Annotated in this window: 11 protein-coding genes; 9 read left to right on the top strand and 2 right to left on the bottom strand. The window is 38.5% G+C overall.

Annotated elements, in window-relative coordinates:
• Positions 1–114 precede the first annotated feature (114 nt).
• The gene (ponA, locus tag DJ533_RS03760; protein WP_065993306.1) at positions 115–2,694 is read left to right on the top strand and encodes a penicillin-binding protein PBP1a; all 2,580 of its coding nucleotides are present in this window, start codon (positions 115–117) and stop codon (positions 2,692–2,694) included.
• Positions 2,695–2,969: 275 nt separating this feature from the next.
• Here ponA and DJ533_RS03755 read toward each other — a convergent pair whose 3' ends face one another.
• Complete coding sequence (locus DJ533_RS03755) at positions 2,970–4,559, bottom strand: TerC family protein (RefSeq protein WP_065993305.1); 1,590 nt, start codon at positions 4,557–4,559, stop codon at positions 2,970–2,972.
• Positions 4,560–4,918: 359 nt separating this feature from the next.
• Between DJ533_RS03755 and DJ533_RS03750 the strand changes: the two genes are divergently transcribed.
• Complete coding sequence (locus DJ533_RS03750; RefSeq protein WP_228716508.1) at positions 4,919–5,542, top strand: LOG family protein; 624 nt, start codon at positions 4,919–4,921, stop codon at positions 5,540–5,542.
• Between the two features lie 69 nt (positions 5,543–5,611).
• Here the strand turns inward: DJ533_RS03750 and DJ533_RS03745 are convergent, their stop codons facing one another.
• Positions 5,612–7,453, bottom strand: coding sequence for a choice-of-anchor I family protein (locus tag DJ533_RS03745; protein ID WP_065993304.1), 1,842 nt, complete (start codon positions 7,451–7,453; stop codon positions 5,612–5,614).
• A 174-nt stretch (positions 7,454–7,627) separates the two neighbouring features.
• Here DJ533_RS03745 and mdtD point away from each other — a divergent pair, with 174 nt between their 5' ends.
• The 7 genes from mdtD (at position 7,628) to creD (ending at position 15,547) form a co-directional block, all read left to right on the top strand.
• On the top strand, positions 7,628–9,019 hold the full coding sequence (gene mdtD / locus DJ533_RS03740) for a multidrug transporter subunit MdtD (protein WP_065993303.1): 1,392 nt from the start codon (positions 7,628–7,630) through the stop codon (positions 9,017–9,019).
• 74 nt (positions 9,020–9,093) lie between these two features.
• On the top strand, positions 9,094–9,849 hold the full coding sequence (locus DJ533_RS03735; RefSeq protein ID WP_081406080.1) for a glycoside hydrolase family 25 protein: 756 nt from the start codon (positions 9,094–9,096) through the stop codon (positions 9,847–9,849).
• Positions 9,850–9,966: 117 nt separating this feature from the next.
• A complete protein-coding gene (dinB, locus tag DJ533_RS03730) occupies positions 9,967–11,022 on the top strand; it encodes a DNA polymerase IV (protein WP_065993301.1) in 1,056 nt (351 codons plus the stop codon).
• 365 nt (positions 11,023–11,387) lie between these two features.
• Complete coding sequence (gene creB, locus DJ533_RS03725) at positions 11,388–12,110, top strand: two-component system response regulator CreB (protein WP_065993300.1); 723 nt, start codon at positions 11,388–11,390, stop codon at positions 12,108–12,110.
• A 24-nt stretch (positions 12,111–12,134) separates the two neighbouring features.
• Entirely contained in the window at positions 12,135–12,443 is a 309-nt protein-coding gene (locus DJ533_RS03720) for a hypothetical protein (protein WP_065993299.1), read from the top strand.
• A gap of 50 nt (positions 12,444–12,493) precedes the next feature.
• On the top strand, positions 12,494–13,972 hold the full coding sequence (creC, locus tag DJ533_RS03715) for a two-component system sensor histidine kinase CreC (RefSeq protein ID WP_065993298.1): 1,479 nt from the start codon (positions 12,494–12,496) through the stop codon (positions 13,970–13,972).
• Positions 13,973–14,116: 144 nt separating this feature from the next.
• The gene (gene creD / locus DJ533_RS03710) at positions 14,117–15,547 is read left to right on the top strand and encodes a cell envelope integrity protein CreD (RefSeq protein ID WP_065993297.1); all 1,431 of its coding nucleotides are present in this window, start codon (positions 14,117–14,119) and stop codon (positions 15,545–15,547) included.
• The last annotated feature ends 29 nt before the right edge of the window (positions 15,548–15,576 follow it).

Genomic DNA, 15,576 nt, shown 5'->3' with positions numbered 1-15,576 from the left:
GCAATTGGTCTAAATTTTTTATAGATACAATAAGTCATCTAACAATCTGTTAAATGAAAAGCTATACTGACCATCAATTAGTTTGCTATTAGCTCTTATTAAAACTTACTTGTTATGAAAAAGCTATCTCGTTCAGGGTATGTTCACCCATTTTTTTTGCTGATTATCATTATTTTAATAGCAATCCCGATGGGTTTTTATGGAATGTACCTCTATATTGCACCATCTTTACCAGAAATGGGCTCCTTAAAAAAGGCGCCATTACTTAAGCCTTTGCAAGTATATACTGCGGATAATCAATTAATTGCAGAATATGGGGGTAAGCTTTCTGTCCCTGTCGAGTACAACCAAATACCCAAAAACTTTATTCATGCATTCTTAGCAGCGGAAGATTCATCTTTTTTTGAACATAGCGGTGTAAGTTTTAAAGGTTTAGGACGTGCGGTAAGTGAATCTGTGACTGGCGGTGCACAAACTGGTGGTTCAACCATCACCATGCAGGTTGCAAAAAATTATTACTTGACCCCTGAACGAACATTAAAGAGAAAATTAACAGAAGTTTTTTTAGCAAGAAAAATTGAACAAAATCTATTTAAAGAAGAAATTATGACGCTCTATGTCAATAAAATCTTTTTAGGTAAAAATGCGTATGGTATTGCAGCAGCTGCAAAAATTTATTATGACAAAAGCTTAGATCAGCTCAGCATTGCCCAAATGGCAATGATTGCAGGTTTACCCAAAGCTCCATCAAAATACAACCCAGTGGTCAACCCTGAACGTGCTTTAGAGCGTCGTAACTGGATTTTGGGTCGTATGCTGCAACTAGGGTATATTAACCAAACTCAATATAATAAAGCCGTTGCTGAACCTGTCAGCTTAAGTATGCCTAACCGTGGCATAAATAATAAATTCCCGTATGTGGGTGAAATGGTTCGCTCAGAACTGGTAGAAAAATTTGGTGAGCTCGCAATAGACTCAGGGTACAAGGTCTATACGACGATTGACAGTAAACGCCAGCAATATGCAGAAGACGCTGTACAAAAAGGGCTAGAGGATTATGACCGCCGTCACGGTTGGCGTGGTCCTGAAGCACATGACAAACCACTGAAAGACTTTCTACCTTATGCCAACACCTATCCTGCCGAAGTGGTGAAAGTTTATGCCAATAGCTTTGATGCTTTAATGCAAGATGGCTCTAAAGTGACTGTACCTTGGTCAGGTATGTCATGGGTACGTCCCTATCGTAATGCCAACAGTGTCGGTGGTGGCTTTAGTCGTGCTTCACAAATTGTTAAAGTTAAAGATATTATTCGCTTACGACCAAATGCTGAAAAAACGGCTTGGTCACTGGTTCAAGTGCCGAAAGTTCAAGGACAATTGATTGCGATTAATCCAAATGATGGTGCAATTGAAGCTGTTGTGGGGGGGTATAATTTTTATCAGTCTAAATTTAACCGTGCTTTACAGGGTTGGCGACAACCTGGTTCAACCATTAAACCATTTATCTACGCCTTAGCACTTGAGCGTGGCATGACACCATATAGTATGGTCAATGATAGTCCAATCACAATTGGTCGTTGGACGCCTAAGAACTCTGATGGTCGTTATTTAGGAATGATTCCACTACGCCGAGCTTTGTATTTATCCCGAAATACCGTTTCAGTACGTTTATTGCAAAGTGTGGGTGTAGAGCGTGCACGTCAATTGTTGATGGACTTTGGTTTACAAGAAGATCAAATTCCGCGTAACTTCACCATTGCCCTAGGTACACCGCAAGTATTACCTGTACAAATGGCAACAGGCTATGCAGCCATTGCCAATGGTGGTTATCGCGTACAACCGCATTTCATCAGTCGTATTGAAGATGCCTATGGCAAAACCATCTATGAAGCAAAACCTGAGTATGCATGTATTTCATGCATCAATCAAAAAGGTGATGTAGTTGATGCTGAAGCAAGCACACCAGATGATGAAGTTATTGAAATGACCAATCAAACACTGGAACAAGAAGCTGAATCAACAACTACCAAAGCGTTAAGCAAAGAAGAACAAAGTCAGTACCGCCAAGCACAACGTATCTTAAAATCACAATCTGCTTATGATATGGCTAATATTTTACGTGATGTAATTGTACATGGTACTGGTCGTGCGGCTTTGAAAATTGGTCGTAGTGATATCGGCGGAAAAACAGGAACAACCAATGATGCCAAAGATGCATGGTTTGCTGGCTTTAATGGCAAACTAGTAACCATTGCTTGGGTTGGGTTTGATAAACCTTCAACACTCGGTCGTCGTGAATATGGTGGTATTGCAGCCTTACCAATTTGGACAAACTTTATGGGTAAAGCACTTGAAGGGACACCATCAGCTTGGGTGCATTTTGATAAAAATGCCAAAGATCCTATTTCAAGAGAACAACGTGGTCATATTGCAACAGAAGACACCTCTCAAGCGAAGAAAGATGAATATCGTACCTCACCACCATTAGCACGACCAATTTATCGTCCTGCGCCAGTTACACCTGCACGCAATCCATCAAATGACTTTGATGACTTGCCTGGTGAAAGCAATGATGTGGAAAAAATTCTGAATCCAACCCGTCAAGCGCCTCCTGCAATGAACCGTCCTCAAGCAACGACACCTCGACAAGAACCGCATGATTCTTTAGAAAGCTTGATTAATGAAGTGCAATAAAACTTTTTTTAAATAATCCCAAAAAGAGCGTATTTGATATACGCTCTTTTTATTTATGCATCTTTGTGTGCCAGATATTTTATAAATAGGTCAATCTATTCCAGATATTATTCAAAGCATCGCGCTATCTCATTGATCTAACCAGTTAAAAGGCAAAGGTCTGCTGATTGACTGCTTCAGAAAAATAAAGATTCATTACACATCTTCCATCGGCAAAAAATAAGCTGCATAACGCAGCTTATTTAATCAATCCTATTTTTTAAACAGTATGCCTGTTAGTCATCATCTTGAGGTTTTTGCAATGCAACAATATGAACTTTATCAATCTTATGCCCATCCATCGTGACGACTTCAAACAGATAACCATCCGCTTCAAACTTCACACCATTTTCAGGCAAACGACCTAAATGAAATAAGATATAACCTGAAAGTGTTGAATATTGTTCAGATTCATCGACTAAATCACATCCTAGCAATAAGGAAACATGACGGATATCGGTCGAACCTTCCAGCATTAATGAGCCATCTTCCAAGCTCTCTGCAGCAGCCTCCATTTCATCTTCATCAGGGAATTCACCTGCGATCGCTTCTAATACATCAATCGGGGTTGCAATCCCTTCAATTGAGCCATACTCATTCAGTACAATCGCCATTTGTAGGGGGGCTTGACGGAGTTGTTCCATGACCATGAGTACTTGCGCATTTTCATGCACAATCACAGGTTCACGAAGATGTTTGTCAAAATCCAAAATACCCGTTTCGATATAGTCATTCAGCACTTTATGTGTTGGCACAATCCCTGCGATATTATCAAGTTCGCCATGCGCTAAAATTAACCGTGAATGTGCCATCGACATTAAATTTTCTTTGATTGTCGCTTCATCCTCATCTAAATCTAACCATTCTAATTCTGGACGAGGGGTCATGACTGATTTTACAGGACGCTCAGATAACCCTAAAACACCTTGTACCATCACACTGTGATATGCACTATTTTCAGAGTCAAAAATCTCATCTGCCAACGCTTGTGTCGCCAATACATCTTCAGACTTACTATTTTGACTATCAGAACTTGTTGCCGTTTTGCCCCCCAACATTCGCATTACAGCCGATGCAGTACGGAAGCGCAAATCTGTCGTTGTGACTGTTTTTTCTTGGTTTTTACGCATGGTTTGGTTAAAGAACTCGATCATGACCGAGAAACCAATTGCTGCATATAAATAACCTTTTGGAATATGATAACCAAAGCCTTCAACAATGAGTGAGAAACCAATCATCATCAAGAAACATAGACATAAAATCACGATGGTGGGATGCTTATTTACAAACTCCATCAATGGCTTAGATGCCCACAGCATGATTCCCACAGCAATCACCACAGCAATCATCATGACTGATAGCTCTTTCACCATCCCCACAGCAGTAATCACACTGTCCAAAGAGAACACGGCATCAAGCACGACAATTTGGACAATGACCATCCAAAAAGCCGCATGCACAGGATTTTCTTCTTTAATCGGCCCATGCCCTTCCAACTGTTCACGCAGCTCCATCGTACCTTTGAACAACAGGAAAATACCACCAAACAACAAGATCAAATCTCGTCCTGAAAATGGATGTTCCAAAATATGAAAAAGCGGTTTAGTGAGGGTAATCACCCATGCAATAGACGCTAACAGCACCATACGCATACAGAGTGCTAACATTAAACCGATAATACGTGCTTTATTACGTTGTTCGGGCGGTAGTTTTTCCGCAAGAATGGCAATAAAAACCAGGTTATCAATCCCAAGAACGATTTCTAGAATAACCAGTGTTGCCAAGCCCACCCATGCCGATGGGTCAGACATCCATTCTAAAATCATGATTGTGCCTCCCTATTCAAGAGAGACAATTGACTGCTGAATAAAATAGACGTGAGCTTCAATTGATAGAATGCTTTTGTTATAGGAAAAAAATGTATTATTTCGGAGCGACGACAACCACTACCCATGTTGATTCATTTGTTTGTTGTAAAACAGATTTCAATTATATCAAGACTATTTGGGAATTCATCCTTTTTTTCAAAATCAATAAAAATCTCAGCAAATCGCACGTATTGCAGTGGTTTACATTACAAAACATTGCAAACAAAACATAACTCTATCTCAACTTGTCATATTTATGCCGTAGAATCATAATGAAAAATAAAGATTTAAAGATCATGAAGGTGAAAGAATAATTTATGAATAATGCATTTATGAATCCGCTAGAAAGCATTTTAACCACAGAAAATAAAGCAACTCAGGTTCTCATTGCCCTGTATTGTGGTTCACGTTTTGGCAATAATCCGATTTATCAAGAAACAGCGATTCAATTGGCAAAAGGGATTGCGGAACACGGTTTTGGCATCGTATATGGCGGTGCAAGTATTGGCTTAATGGGACAGGTGGCTGATACTGTTACTGAGCATGGCGGTGAGGTCGTAGGTGTCATTCCTGAGTTTATATTGGACTATGAGGTTGCGCATAAAAATTTAACTGAGTTGCACATTGTCACCAACATGCATGCAAGAAAAGCCATGATGGCGGAACGTGCCAGTGCTTTTGTTGCGCTTCCTGGTGGTTTAGGCACTTTTGAAGAAATTCTTGAGATTGCCACTTGGGGACAACTGAATCAGCATCAAAAACCCATGATGCTTTATAATGTAAATGGCTTTTATAACCATATGATTGCCCAACTTGATCATGCGGTTCAGGAAGGTTTTTTACCTCCACAGCATCGGGCAAAACTAATCGTATGCGACACCGAAGATGAGATTTTCTCTGCTATTCGGAATTTACATACACCCAAAAGATTCGTGATCTAAACCGAGATAATATAAAAAATCGAGCATTTAGCTCGATTTTTATTTGATGAATGATTTATTTTGATCAACTTATTTCAGGTTGATTTGGTACACCGCAGTAGAACCACTGACTTCATTGCCCACAATCAGCATTGGCTTGGCATTTGGTGAGTCTTTGGCTGCGACAAATGTTAAACCTTCTGGTCCTAAATCACCTTTTTCAATCAAAATCTGCTTGCCCTTCTGATCTAAAATCGGTTGACCTTTACTGTCTTTGAGGACTTGATCTTGCTTAAAACTACGGTCATTAAAGTACTGTACAAACATTGGCTTTTGTGGATTGCTGATATCATATACCATAATGCCACTTTGACGCTCTAAGCCGATAAAAGCAAAAGTCTTTTTGCCAATTTTTCCTATCGTCAAACCTTCTGGTTCAGGCCCTTTATTGTCACTACGATCATCAAATGCCACAGCAGCATGATCAGTATTAAAAGTATTTGGGAAAAGTTCAGCTACTTTACGCTCAAACTCGCTCCCCGAATCCCAAACCAATTGACCTTGTGCATCCCAAATGCTGAATGAACGTGCGCCATAGGCATAAAGCTTTTTATAGGTTAATAATCCATTTGCGTCTAATTTTGGTGAACCATCCGCATTGGTTTCATACCCCATATTCCATGCGATATTTAAACGTCCAAGTTGCTCATCATCACGGCATTTACCTGCTTCAGTTGCTGTTGCACCACAATACGCAAAAATCGTTGGATCAAGTTTTGCACCTTTTATCCCCTTGGCGATTTGTGCGAGATGTGCAGGATAATCCCCTTCAGCATTAAAACCTTTTTTGTTAAATAAGTGCTTCATACGAATGGATTCAACATAGCCTTTGCTCGCATCTCCTGTAAAATAGGCAGCTTCATCACTGAACCATTCACGGGCATCGCCTTCATTGGCAGTCACTAAATAGGTTTGATTATTTGCAGTATATTGTGCAATTGCGTCAGGCTGATACATGCCAACCAAACCTTGCCATGCTTGGATATTTATTTTTTCATCTTTATCACTCACATCCAAAGCATTAGTTGTAAGTCCATGATCTTTAAAACCCAGTGGATAAATGTTTGTCACTTTTTTCGCTGCAATATCAATTTTTGCAATCGCATTATTTTCTTGTAAACTTGCCCAAGCAGTTTTACCATCGTCGCTAATGGTGATGTATTCAGGCTCTAAATCTTGTGCAACAGTTGCATTGGGTCCAAAAATACGCACACCTGATTGGATCAATTCTGCTTTTTTGGTATTCCATGCTTTAAAATCAGCAGTACTTGCCACGGGTTGATTGATATTTGAAACATCAATAATGCTCACCGAACCTTCTGGATCAATACTATAGTCATCATTCGGTTCAGCTTCATTTGCAACCAATACCGTTTTACCATCTGGGGTAAATGTCAACATATCAGGCAATGCCCCAACATTGACTTTGCTAATAAACTTCAAATCCTTAGCACTAAAAAACGCCACGATACCTGGATCAGTTTTCTTTTCAGCCTGTACTGCCAGTGCCACAATCCCATTTTTAACAGAAACAGAGTTCACTTCAGAGTTTGCCAAATGTTCTCGTGCTGACAATTCACCGATATGTACTGGTTTTTCAGGCTGGGATGCATCTAAAACATCAATTACACCTTTTTTAGCATTCACAACAAAAATGCGTTTTGATGCTGCATCGTATGCAGGAATTTCTGCAGCACTTTCTTCAAATACACCCGTTTCATAGCTACCTAGACGGCTTAAACTGATCGTTGCAGGGGTTACTTCTTCAACAATAGGTGGTTTGTCATGGGTTGAATTGTCTTTATCCTCATTACATGCCACTAACCCCATCGAAAGCATTGCCAGACACAATGCTGAAATTTTAAATTTCATTTATTTTCCATTCTTCACTTAAATTTTGAGTAATTTATGCAACTTGAATGAAATCCTTATGACAAATCGGTGACAAAATGATTGCAGTTTATTGACCAACAACACAACACGCTTTTTACAGATTTAAACTCACGATTACTTTAGAATATTGAAAAATTAAACTTTTGAAGAAATATGACAGCCACCCCATTACATCAAAAATTACAGCCTGAGTTTTACCTACTGGTCTTTTTGGTGTCCATTGGCTTTTTCATGCAAGGTTTAGATACCACCATTATCAATACCGCCTTACCTGCAATGGCGACTAGTCTACAAGAGCACCCTTTGCGTATGCATGGTGTGGTCATCAGTTATGTCCTTTCAGTAGCCGCATGTATTCCTTTAAGTGGTTGGCTCGCCGATCGTTTTGGGGTAAGAAATACCTTTTTTGCTGCCATCGTGATTTTTACACTTGCCTCTCTTGGCTGTGCTTTATCCAATGATTTTAATCTATTAATTGCATTTCGCGTATTACAAGGCATCGGTGGTGCATTGTTACTGCCTGTCGGGCGATTAGCGATGCTACGCATTATTCCACGTGAACAGTTTTTGTCTGCAATGAGTTTAATGAGTTTGGCGGGTTTAATGGGACCTTTGATGGGACCAACATTAGGCGGCTGGTTGGTTGAATACGCTTCATGGCATTGGATTTTTTTGATCAATCTCCCCATTGGGCTATTAGGGATGTTTGTAACTTTTAAAGCCATGCCAAATACCACCGAACCTTCAGTGAAAAAATTCGACTTGAGTGGTTTTATTTTACTGGTGATTGCGATGGTTGGAATGGCATTGGGCATTGAAAATATTGCCAGTCGAGAGGTATCCAGAAGTTTTAGTCTTGGTTTATTTATCACGGGCTTTATTGCTGCGCTGATCTATGCTTATCATGCGCATACCCATCAAAATGCTTTATTTCGTAGTAAATTATTTAGAAACAGAATCTATGCCATTGGGATTTTAGGTAACTTTTTTGCTCGTTTTGGAAGTAATGCTATTCCTTTTATTTTGCCTTTGATGTTGCAAGTTGCCTTTCAGATGGAACCATTCATGACAGGGATTATGCTAACGCCTATGGTATTAGGTTCATTATTTTCAAAACCCATTATCCGCCCAATGATTTCCAAAGTCGGCTATCGTAGACTTTTACTGATCAATACCTTTTTGGTCGGGGCATGTATTGCAAGTTTTGCACTGACTACAGCAGATACACCGACATGGCTTAGAGCTGTGCATTTCTTTGTATTTGGGACATTAAACTCTTTACAGTTTGTTGCGATGAATACCTTAACCCTCAAAGACTTACCACAACAAGATGCCAGTAGTGGTAACAGTTTTTTGTCGATGATTATGATGTTGTCGATGAGTATCGGAATTGCATTGGCAGGGACTTTACTGAATGTATTTACAAACCATTTAGGTGAAGCACAAATCACGCAAGCATTTCATTACACATTGATTTGTTTAGGTTTAATTAACATTATTACCGCGATTATTTTTTATCAGATTCCCAAAAACCAAGAGATTTAAAATATAACAGATCTCGCATAGTCTTGTGATAAGGTTCGCATTAAAATGACTGCTTCTCTATATTTAAAATGATGATGCCAAAACATTTAACCAAGATTTCAGCAAATTTTTGTCACAATCGTGTCGCATTGACGATTGTGATCGTTGGCTGCCTGATCAGTTTGGCTTTGGTAATTGTCCACTATAATGCGGCTTCCGCTGAACCTTATCCAATCAAAGGTTTTGATGTGTCACATCATCAAGGTCAAATCAACTGGAAACAAATTTCTCCACAGCAATATCAATTTGTCTATCTGAAAGCTACTGAAGGTGGGGATTTTAAAGATACGTTATTTCAAAACTATTGGCTCGAAGCACGTGAACGTGGCATGCGTGTAGGTGCCTATCATTTTTTTCGTTTATGTCGTGAAGGCAATATCCAAGCACAAAATTTTATCGATACGGTGCCAAATAAATCCGATGCACTACCGCCCGTGATGGATTTAGAATATGACAGCAATTGCATTAATACCTTTACCAAAGAACAATTACTGAAACAAATCAAAATCATGCATGATCGCTTGCAAGCTCATTATGGCAAACAGCCAATTTTTTATACCTCAAAAAATTTTTATAATATTATTTTGCTTGGTGAATTTAACAATACGCCGATTTGGATTCGTGAATATCACGACAAACCTGATTTGAAAGATCAACGTGGTTGGATATTTTGGCAGCAGACCAATCAAGCTAAGATTTCAGGGATTCATAAAAATGTCGATTTAAATGTATTTTATGGTGATGAAAAAGAGTGGCAGCAATTTTTGCAGGAGAATCACCTGCAACCTTGATATGAAGGTCAAAAGTCGTATTTTGTCGCAGAAAATTTTGTAAAATCAGATTTAAAGATGAGTCCTTTCTCCAATTCAGTTAAGATAAAAACGATCTGGTCAATTTGACTTGAAAATATGAGAAAAATCATTCATATCGACATGGATGCTTTCTACGCTTCAGTCGAGCTACGAGAGCGTCCTGACTTGAAACATTTACCTGTGGTGATTGCCTCGCATCATCCACGCGCAGTGATTGCGGCTGCATCTTATCCTGCACGTGAGTTTGGTTTACGCTCTGCCATGTCGATGTCACAAGCCAAAAAATTGTGTCCCCATGTGGTCGTGATCGAACCGAATTTTGAAAAATATCGGGAAGTTTCTGCACAGATTCATCAAATCTTTCAACAATACACAGTACTGATCGAACCCTTATCCTTAGATGAGGCGTATTTAGATGTCACTGAAAACTTACAAAATATCCCAAGTGCAACCGAAGTTGCGGAACGGATTCGGGCAGACATCGTTAAACATACGGGACTGACCGCCTCAGCAGGCGTTGCACCCAATAAATTCCTTGCTAAAATTGCCTCAGATTGGCATAAGCCCAATGGCATTTGCATCATTAAACCTCGCCAAGTCCAACATTTTATTTATGATCTACCACTCAAGAAAATTCCTGGCGTTGGTAAAGTGACCCAAGAAAAACTTAAAAATTTGAATTTGCAAACGCTCGGAGATTTGCAACAAGTTGAGGAGATTTTTTTAATTCAGCATTTTGGAAAATATGGCAAGCAACTGTTTTTATATGCACAAGGTATTGATGAGCGTCCTGTGCAAGTCGAGCGACAACGACAACAGATTTCCAATGAAACCACCTTTGATGATGATCTGACTTTAGCGCAATGTTTGCCTTATTGGGAGAGTTTAATTGCACGTGTTTGGCAAAGTTTAGTCAAAAAACAAATCCAAGCACGTGGCGTGACGGTCAAATTAAAATTAAAAAATTTTCAGGTTTTACAACACAGTAAAAGCTTTAAACATGCGCTCAATTCACAACAAGATATGCAAAAGGCGGTACACATTCTTTTATCAGAAATGCAAATACCTGAACATTTTCAATTTCGTTTAATCGGTGTAGGGCTGTACCAGCTCTCTGAACAGCAAGATGAATCACAACTTTCATTGTGGTGAACTGTCTATTCAATATTAAAGTGAAAAAGAGTCGTTCATTTTTCAGACAAAAGAATTAATTTTAATCAAATACTCTCCCACCTTCACCAAAATTAGAGTAATCTATTTCTCGCAATACATTATCCATGTATCTGCTGAGTGAGTAAAAGTCACCAATACTTTTACTCTGCTGTCCTGTGATTGGCGTGACGATCAAATCCGAATATTACAGGGCGCTCAGAATGTCACATGAATAATTGCCCTCCTACTTTTTAAATGCTGCACGCTCCCTTTCTCAAAGTTCACACAAACTTCACTTAAATTTCATTCGCCTATCAATGTGATTTTCAGTACACTCGAAGCGATTCCTTGAAATTTACAATCCAATGAATAATAAAAAACATATTTTATGTGTTGAAGATGATGCCGCAATTGTAATGCCTTTACGCTATGCACTTGAACGTGAAGATTGGCAAGTCACTTGGGCAAATACAGGCACGCAGGCGATTGACTATGTGCAAGAGCAAAGCTTTGATTTTATTATTTTAGATGTGGGTTTACCTGACATCAATGGTTTTGATGTCTGTAAAAAAATTCGCCATTTCAACCATACACCTTTGCTTTTTTTAACAGCACGTGATGATGAAATTGACCGAATTATTGGCTTAGAAATTGGAGCAGATGATTACTGTGCTAAGCCTTTTAGCTCACGAGAAATTGTGTCAAGGATCAAAGCTATTTGGCGAAGAATGGAAATTCAAAATCAATTAAAAAATGCGCAATCCAATGAAATAAAAGATAATCCACAGCAAACATCTCAAGTTTGGCAATGTCATGACGAGTGCTTACAGATTTATTATTTGGGTACGCTGCTGCAACTGACTCGTTATGAATATCGTTTGTTGAAATTGTTGATTGATCATCCTGAACAGGTATTTAGTCGCCAACAATTGATGGATCATATTTGGGAACATCCCGAACATAGTTTGGAGCGTACTGTAGATACGCATATCAAAAGTCTAAGACAAAAGCTCAAACACATTTCAACTGAACACGACCCGATTCAAACGCATCGCGGTTTTGGTTATAGCTTAAAAAGAATGAGTTAAACTATAGATCAAAGGATAGATAAAGTGGCTGTTGATTTGATCAACCTTGGATTATTTATTTTAGTTCCTGCTCTTGCTAACCTGTTCATTTGCATATTCTTTTTTATTTCACAAGTGTATAACGAGGATTTCTATGTTGAGGATGATGAACGAACACCTCAAACCCCAATAGAAAAGTTCTTCGATCTTACGTTTAAATTTAGTTTCATCGCTTGCTGTCTAAGTGCTTTTATTTTTGCTATAGCAATGTATTTTAAAACCTTTTATTTACTGACAATTTTTCTAATATTGGCACCCCTTTGGCTATTGTGGGGATATTTCAAAAGTGAATAAATATCTCCAATATTTATTTGAATTATTCATCAAGTTAAATGGGTAATACGATGTCCATTTTTATACGCATTTGGTTTTTCTTTGGTTTAATCATTTTACTCGGACTGTGGTTTATGTCCTACACTTTTAATCAACAAGTAAAACCCAATGTACGCCAAGTGGTTGAAGATACACTTGCAGAAAATGCCAATATTATCGCCATGTTAGTAGCTGAAGATGTATATGAAAATCACGTCAGTACGCCCCAATTTGATCAAAAAATTCAACAAGCTTTAAATCGCAAACTGAATGCCACGATTTGGCAACACAATAAAAAGGAAATTAACCAACAAATCTATATTACTGATGCAAAAGGCATTGTCATTTATGATTCACAAGGGATTGCCACGGGGCAGGATTATTCACAATGGAATGATATTTATCTGACTTTAAAAGGAAAATACGGTGTCCGTTCTACACGCAGTTATGACCTGAAAGGCAATGATTTGGGGAGCAATTACAGCACTATGTTTATTGCAGCACCTATTTATTATCAGGTCAATCAACAGCAGCAACTGATCGGCGTGGTGAGCATCGGCAAGCCCAATCGTTCTGTACAACCTTATATTCAACGTTCAGAAAATCAACTTTTCCGTCAAGCAGCTTGGATCGCATTATTGAGTTTGTTTCTTGCCAGTTTGGTGGCGTATTGGCTAAAACACAGTATTGACCGTGTCCGTAAATATGCCCAAGCACTCGCACCTGTCAATCAAGCGCCACACTTTCGTTCTGCGCAAGAGCTTAACTTAGTTTCACAAGCGATTGAAACCATGCGAGAAAAACTTGAAGATCGTGCCTATGTTGAACACTATGTCAATACGCTCACCCATGAGTTGAAAAGTCCACTTACAGCGATTCAAGCCAGTGCCGAGTTACTCAAGGAAGACTTACCTTTAGCAGATCAACAACAATTTGCCACACATATTTATCAACAAAGCCAACGCTTAAAAACCTTGATTGATCGGATGTTACTGCTGACACGTTTAGAAAAATCCAAACATCAACTTGAACTACAAAATTTTGATCTTTCCCAACTAGTCCAACACGTCTTACAGCAATACGCCAGTCAAATTCAAAATAAAAAAATTCAATGTTTACTAGACATTGAAAATGAATGTCTGATTCAGGCTGATCGTTTTTGGCTACAACAAACTTTTGCGAACTTACTGGATAATGCTTTGGATTTTACGCCCCATTCAGGCAAGATTTTGCTTCAACTGCATCAACATCATCACCAAGGCATTGAGTTTAAAATCTTTAACGAAGGTGAATGGATTCCAGAATATGCCCTCAAGCAAGTTTTTGATACTTATTTCTCCTTGCCACGTCCAATTTCCCAGCAACGCAGTTCAGGTATTGGATTAAGCATCGTGAAGCAAGTGATTGAACAACATCATGGGCAGATTAAAATTGAAAATATGAATGAAAATCAAATTGGTTTAATACAACCCCATCGACAAGGTGTTGGTGTCACGATACACCTCACTTAATTTTAAAATGTATTACAAAACTGATGCCAAGATGCATCATTTTCAACTTCACCCAAATTTCACATAAAACTCAAAAACAACTCAAATAAAAAACATCTACTTTTTACACACTATTGAGATCTACATATATTTAAGGAAATTATGATGAGATCTCATTTTCTTACATTTAAAATCATTGCTATTTTTATATTGATTGGCATATTTGGCATTGGTTTACTCTTTATCCAAAACCTCGTTTCCGAACGTCAAAGTTATCAACAAGACTTCATTCGAGATATTTCCAGTACCCAAATTAGACCACAAACCATTATTGCGCCCTATGTGCAAGTTCCCTATACAGAACAAAAAACCTGTCTGGATGATCAAAAAAAGCCATTTCCATGTACCGAACAATATTTTATGTACTTAGGTGCTGACAGTACCGATTGGACAGCTAATTTTAATGTATCGGATAATAATTACAGACGAACGATTTATCGTGCGATTGACTATCAAGCAAATTTGTCTGCGAAAGGTGCTTTTTATAAACCTGAACTGGATCAAAAAAATTATGAATGGAATAAGGCGCAAATCATTTTTCCTTTACATGATCCACGCGGCTTAGAAAAACAACCTTCCATTAAAATTAACAATCAAAATTACACATTTCAAATAAACGAACAAGCGAAGGATCAATCAGGTTTTGATTTTATGACAGTTTCTGTGCAAAAACATCCTGAAATCTTGCAAGCGATTCAAAATGGTTTTGAATTTAACTTACAACTTCAAACGAAGGGTTTAAGTAAATTCAACTTGATTCCAACCAGTCATCACGTCACTTATAACGCAAAAGGTAATTGGGCAGACACCAAATACGATGGACAAAGCCTACCTTATGCAAAAATGAGTCAAACTGAACAATTTAGCGCACAGTGGAAAAATATCGCACTGGGACAACAAAATCTTAATAAAATCGCCAATTGTGAAAATAGTGATTGTATGCGCCAACTCAGTCACGCTTACTTAACTCGCAGTAGTAATGAAGCAGTCACAGCCTATGAAAGTGGACAAAATATAGAAAAAATTGGACTTTCAACCGAGTTTCTAGAATCTGTCAATGTCTATACCCAAACTGACCGTGCAATTAAATACGGTATCGTTATTATCATCATTACTTTTGGTTGTTTCTTCTTGTTTGAAGTCATGAAAGGCTTGCGAATCCACCCGATTCAATATGCTTTAGTGGCAATGGCACAAGGCATTTTCTTTGTCCTATTACTCTCAATCAGTGAATATTACGCCTTTGCTTGGGCTTATATAGTCGCAGCAATCGCCTGTGTAGGTTTGATGACATGGTATCTATTCTTCGTAATGCGAGGAATCAAAGCTGCTGCAATCTTTAGCCTGATTTTAAGTACGCTTTATGCAGTGATGTATTTATTATTGCAATCATCAGGAAAAACCTTCCTTATCGGCTCAGTGATTTCCTTTATCGTCCTTGCTGCTGTGATGTTCATCACCCGACATATCGACTGGTATCAAGTCGGTACAAAACCCAAATCCGAGCTTAAAAATTACACCCCTTCACAGTACTAAAAACAGTTAAAGATGGATGCGTTTTCGCA

The sequence above is a fragment of the Acinetobacter defluvii genome (assembly GCF_001704615.3).
Taxonomy (GTDB): Bacteria; Pseudomonadota; Gammaproteobacteria; order Pseudomonadales; family Moraxellaceae; genus Acinetobacter; species Acinetobacter defluvii.
This window is presented reverse-complemented; position numbering and strand designations above follow the sequence as displayed.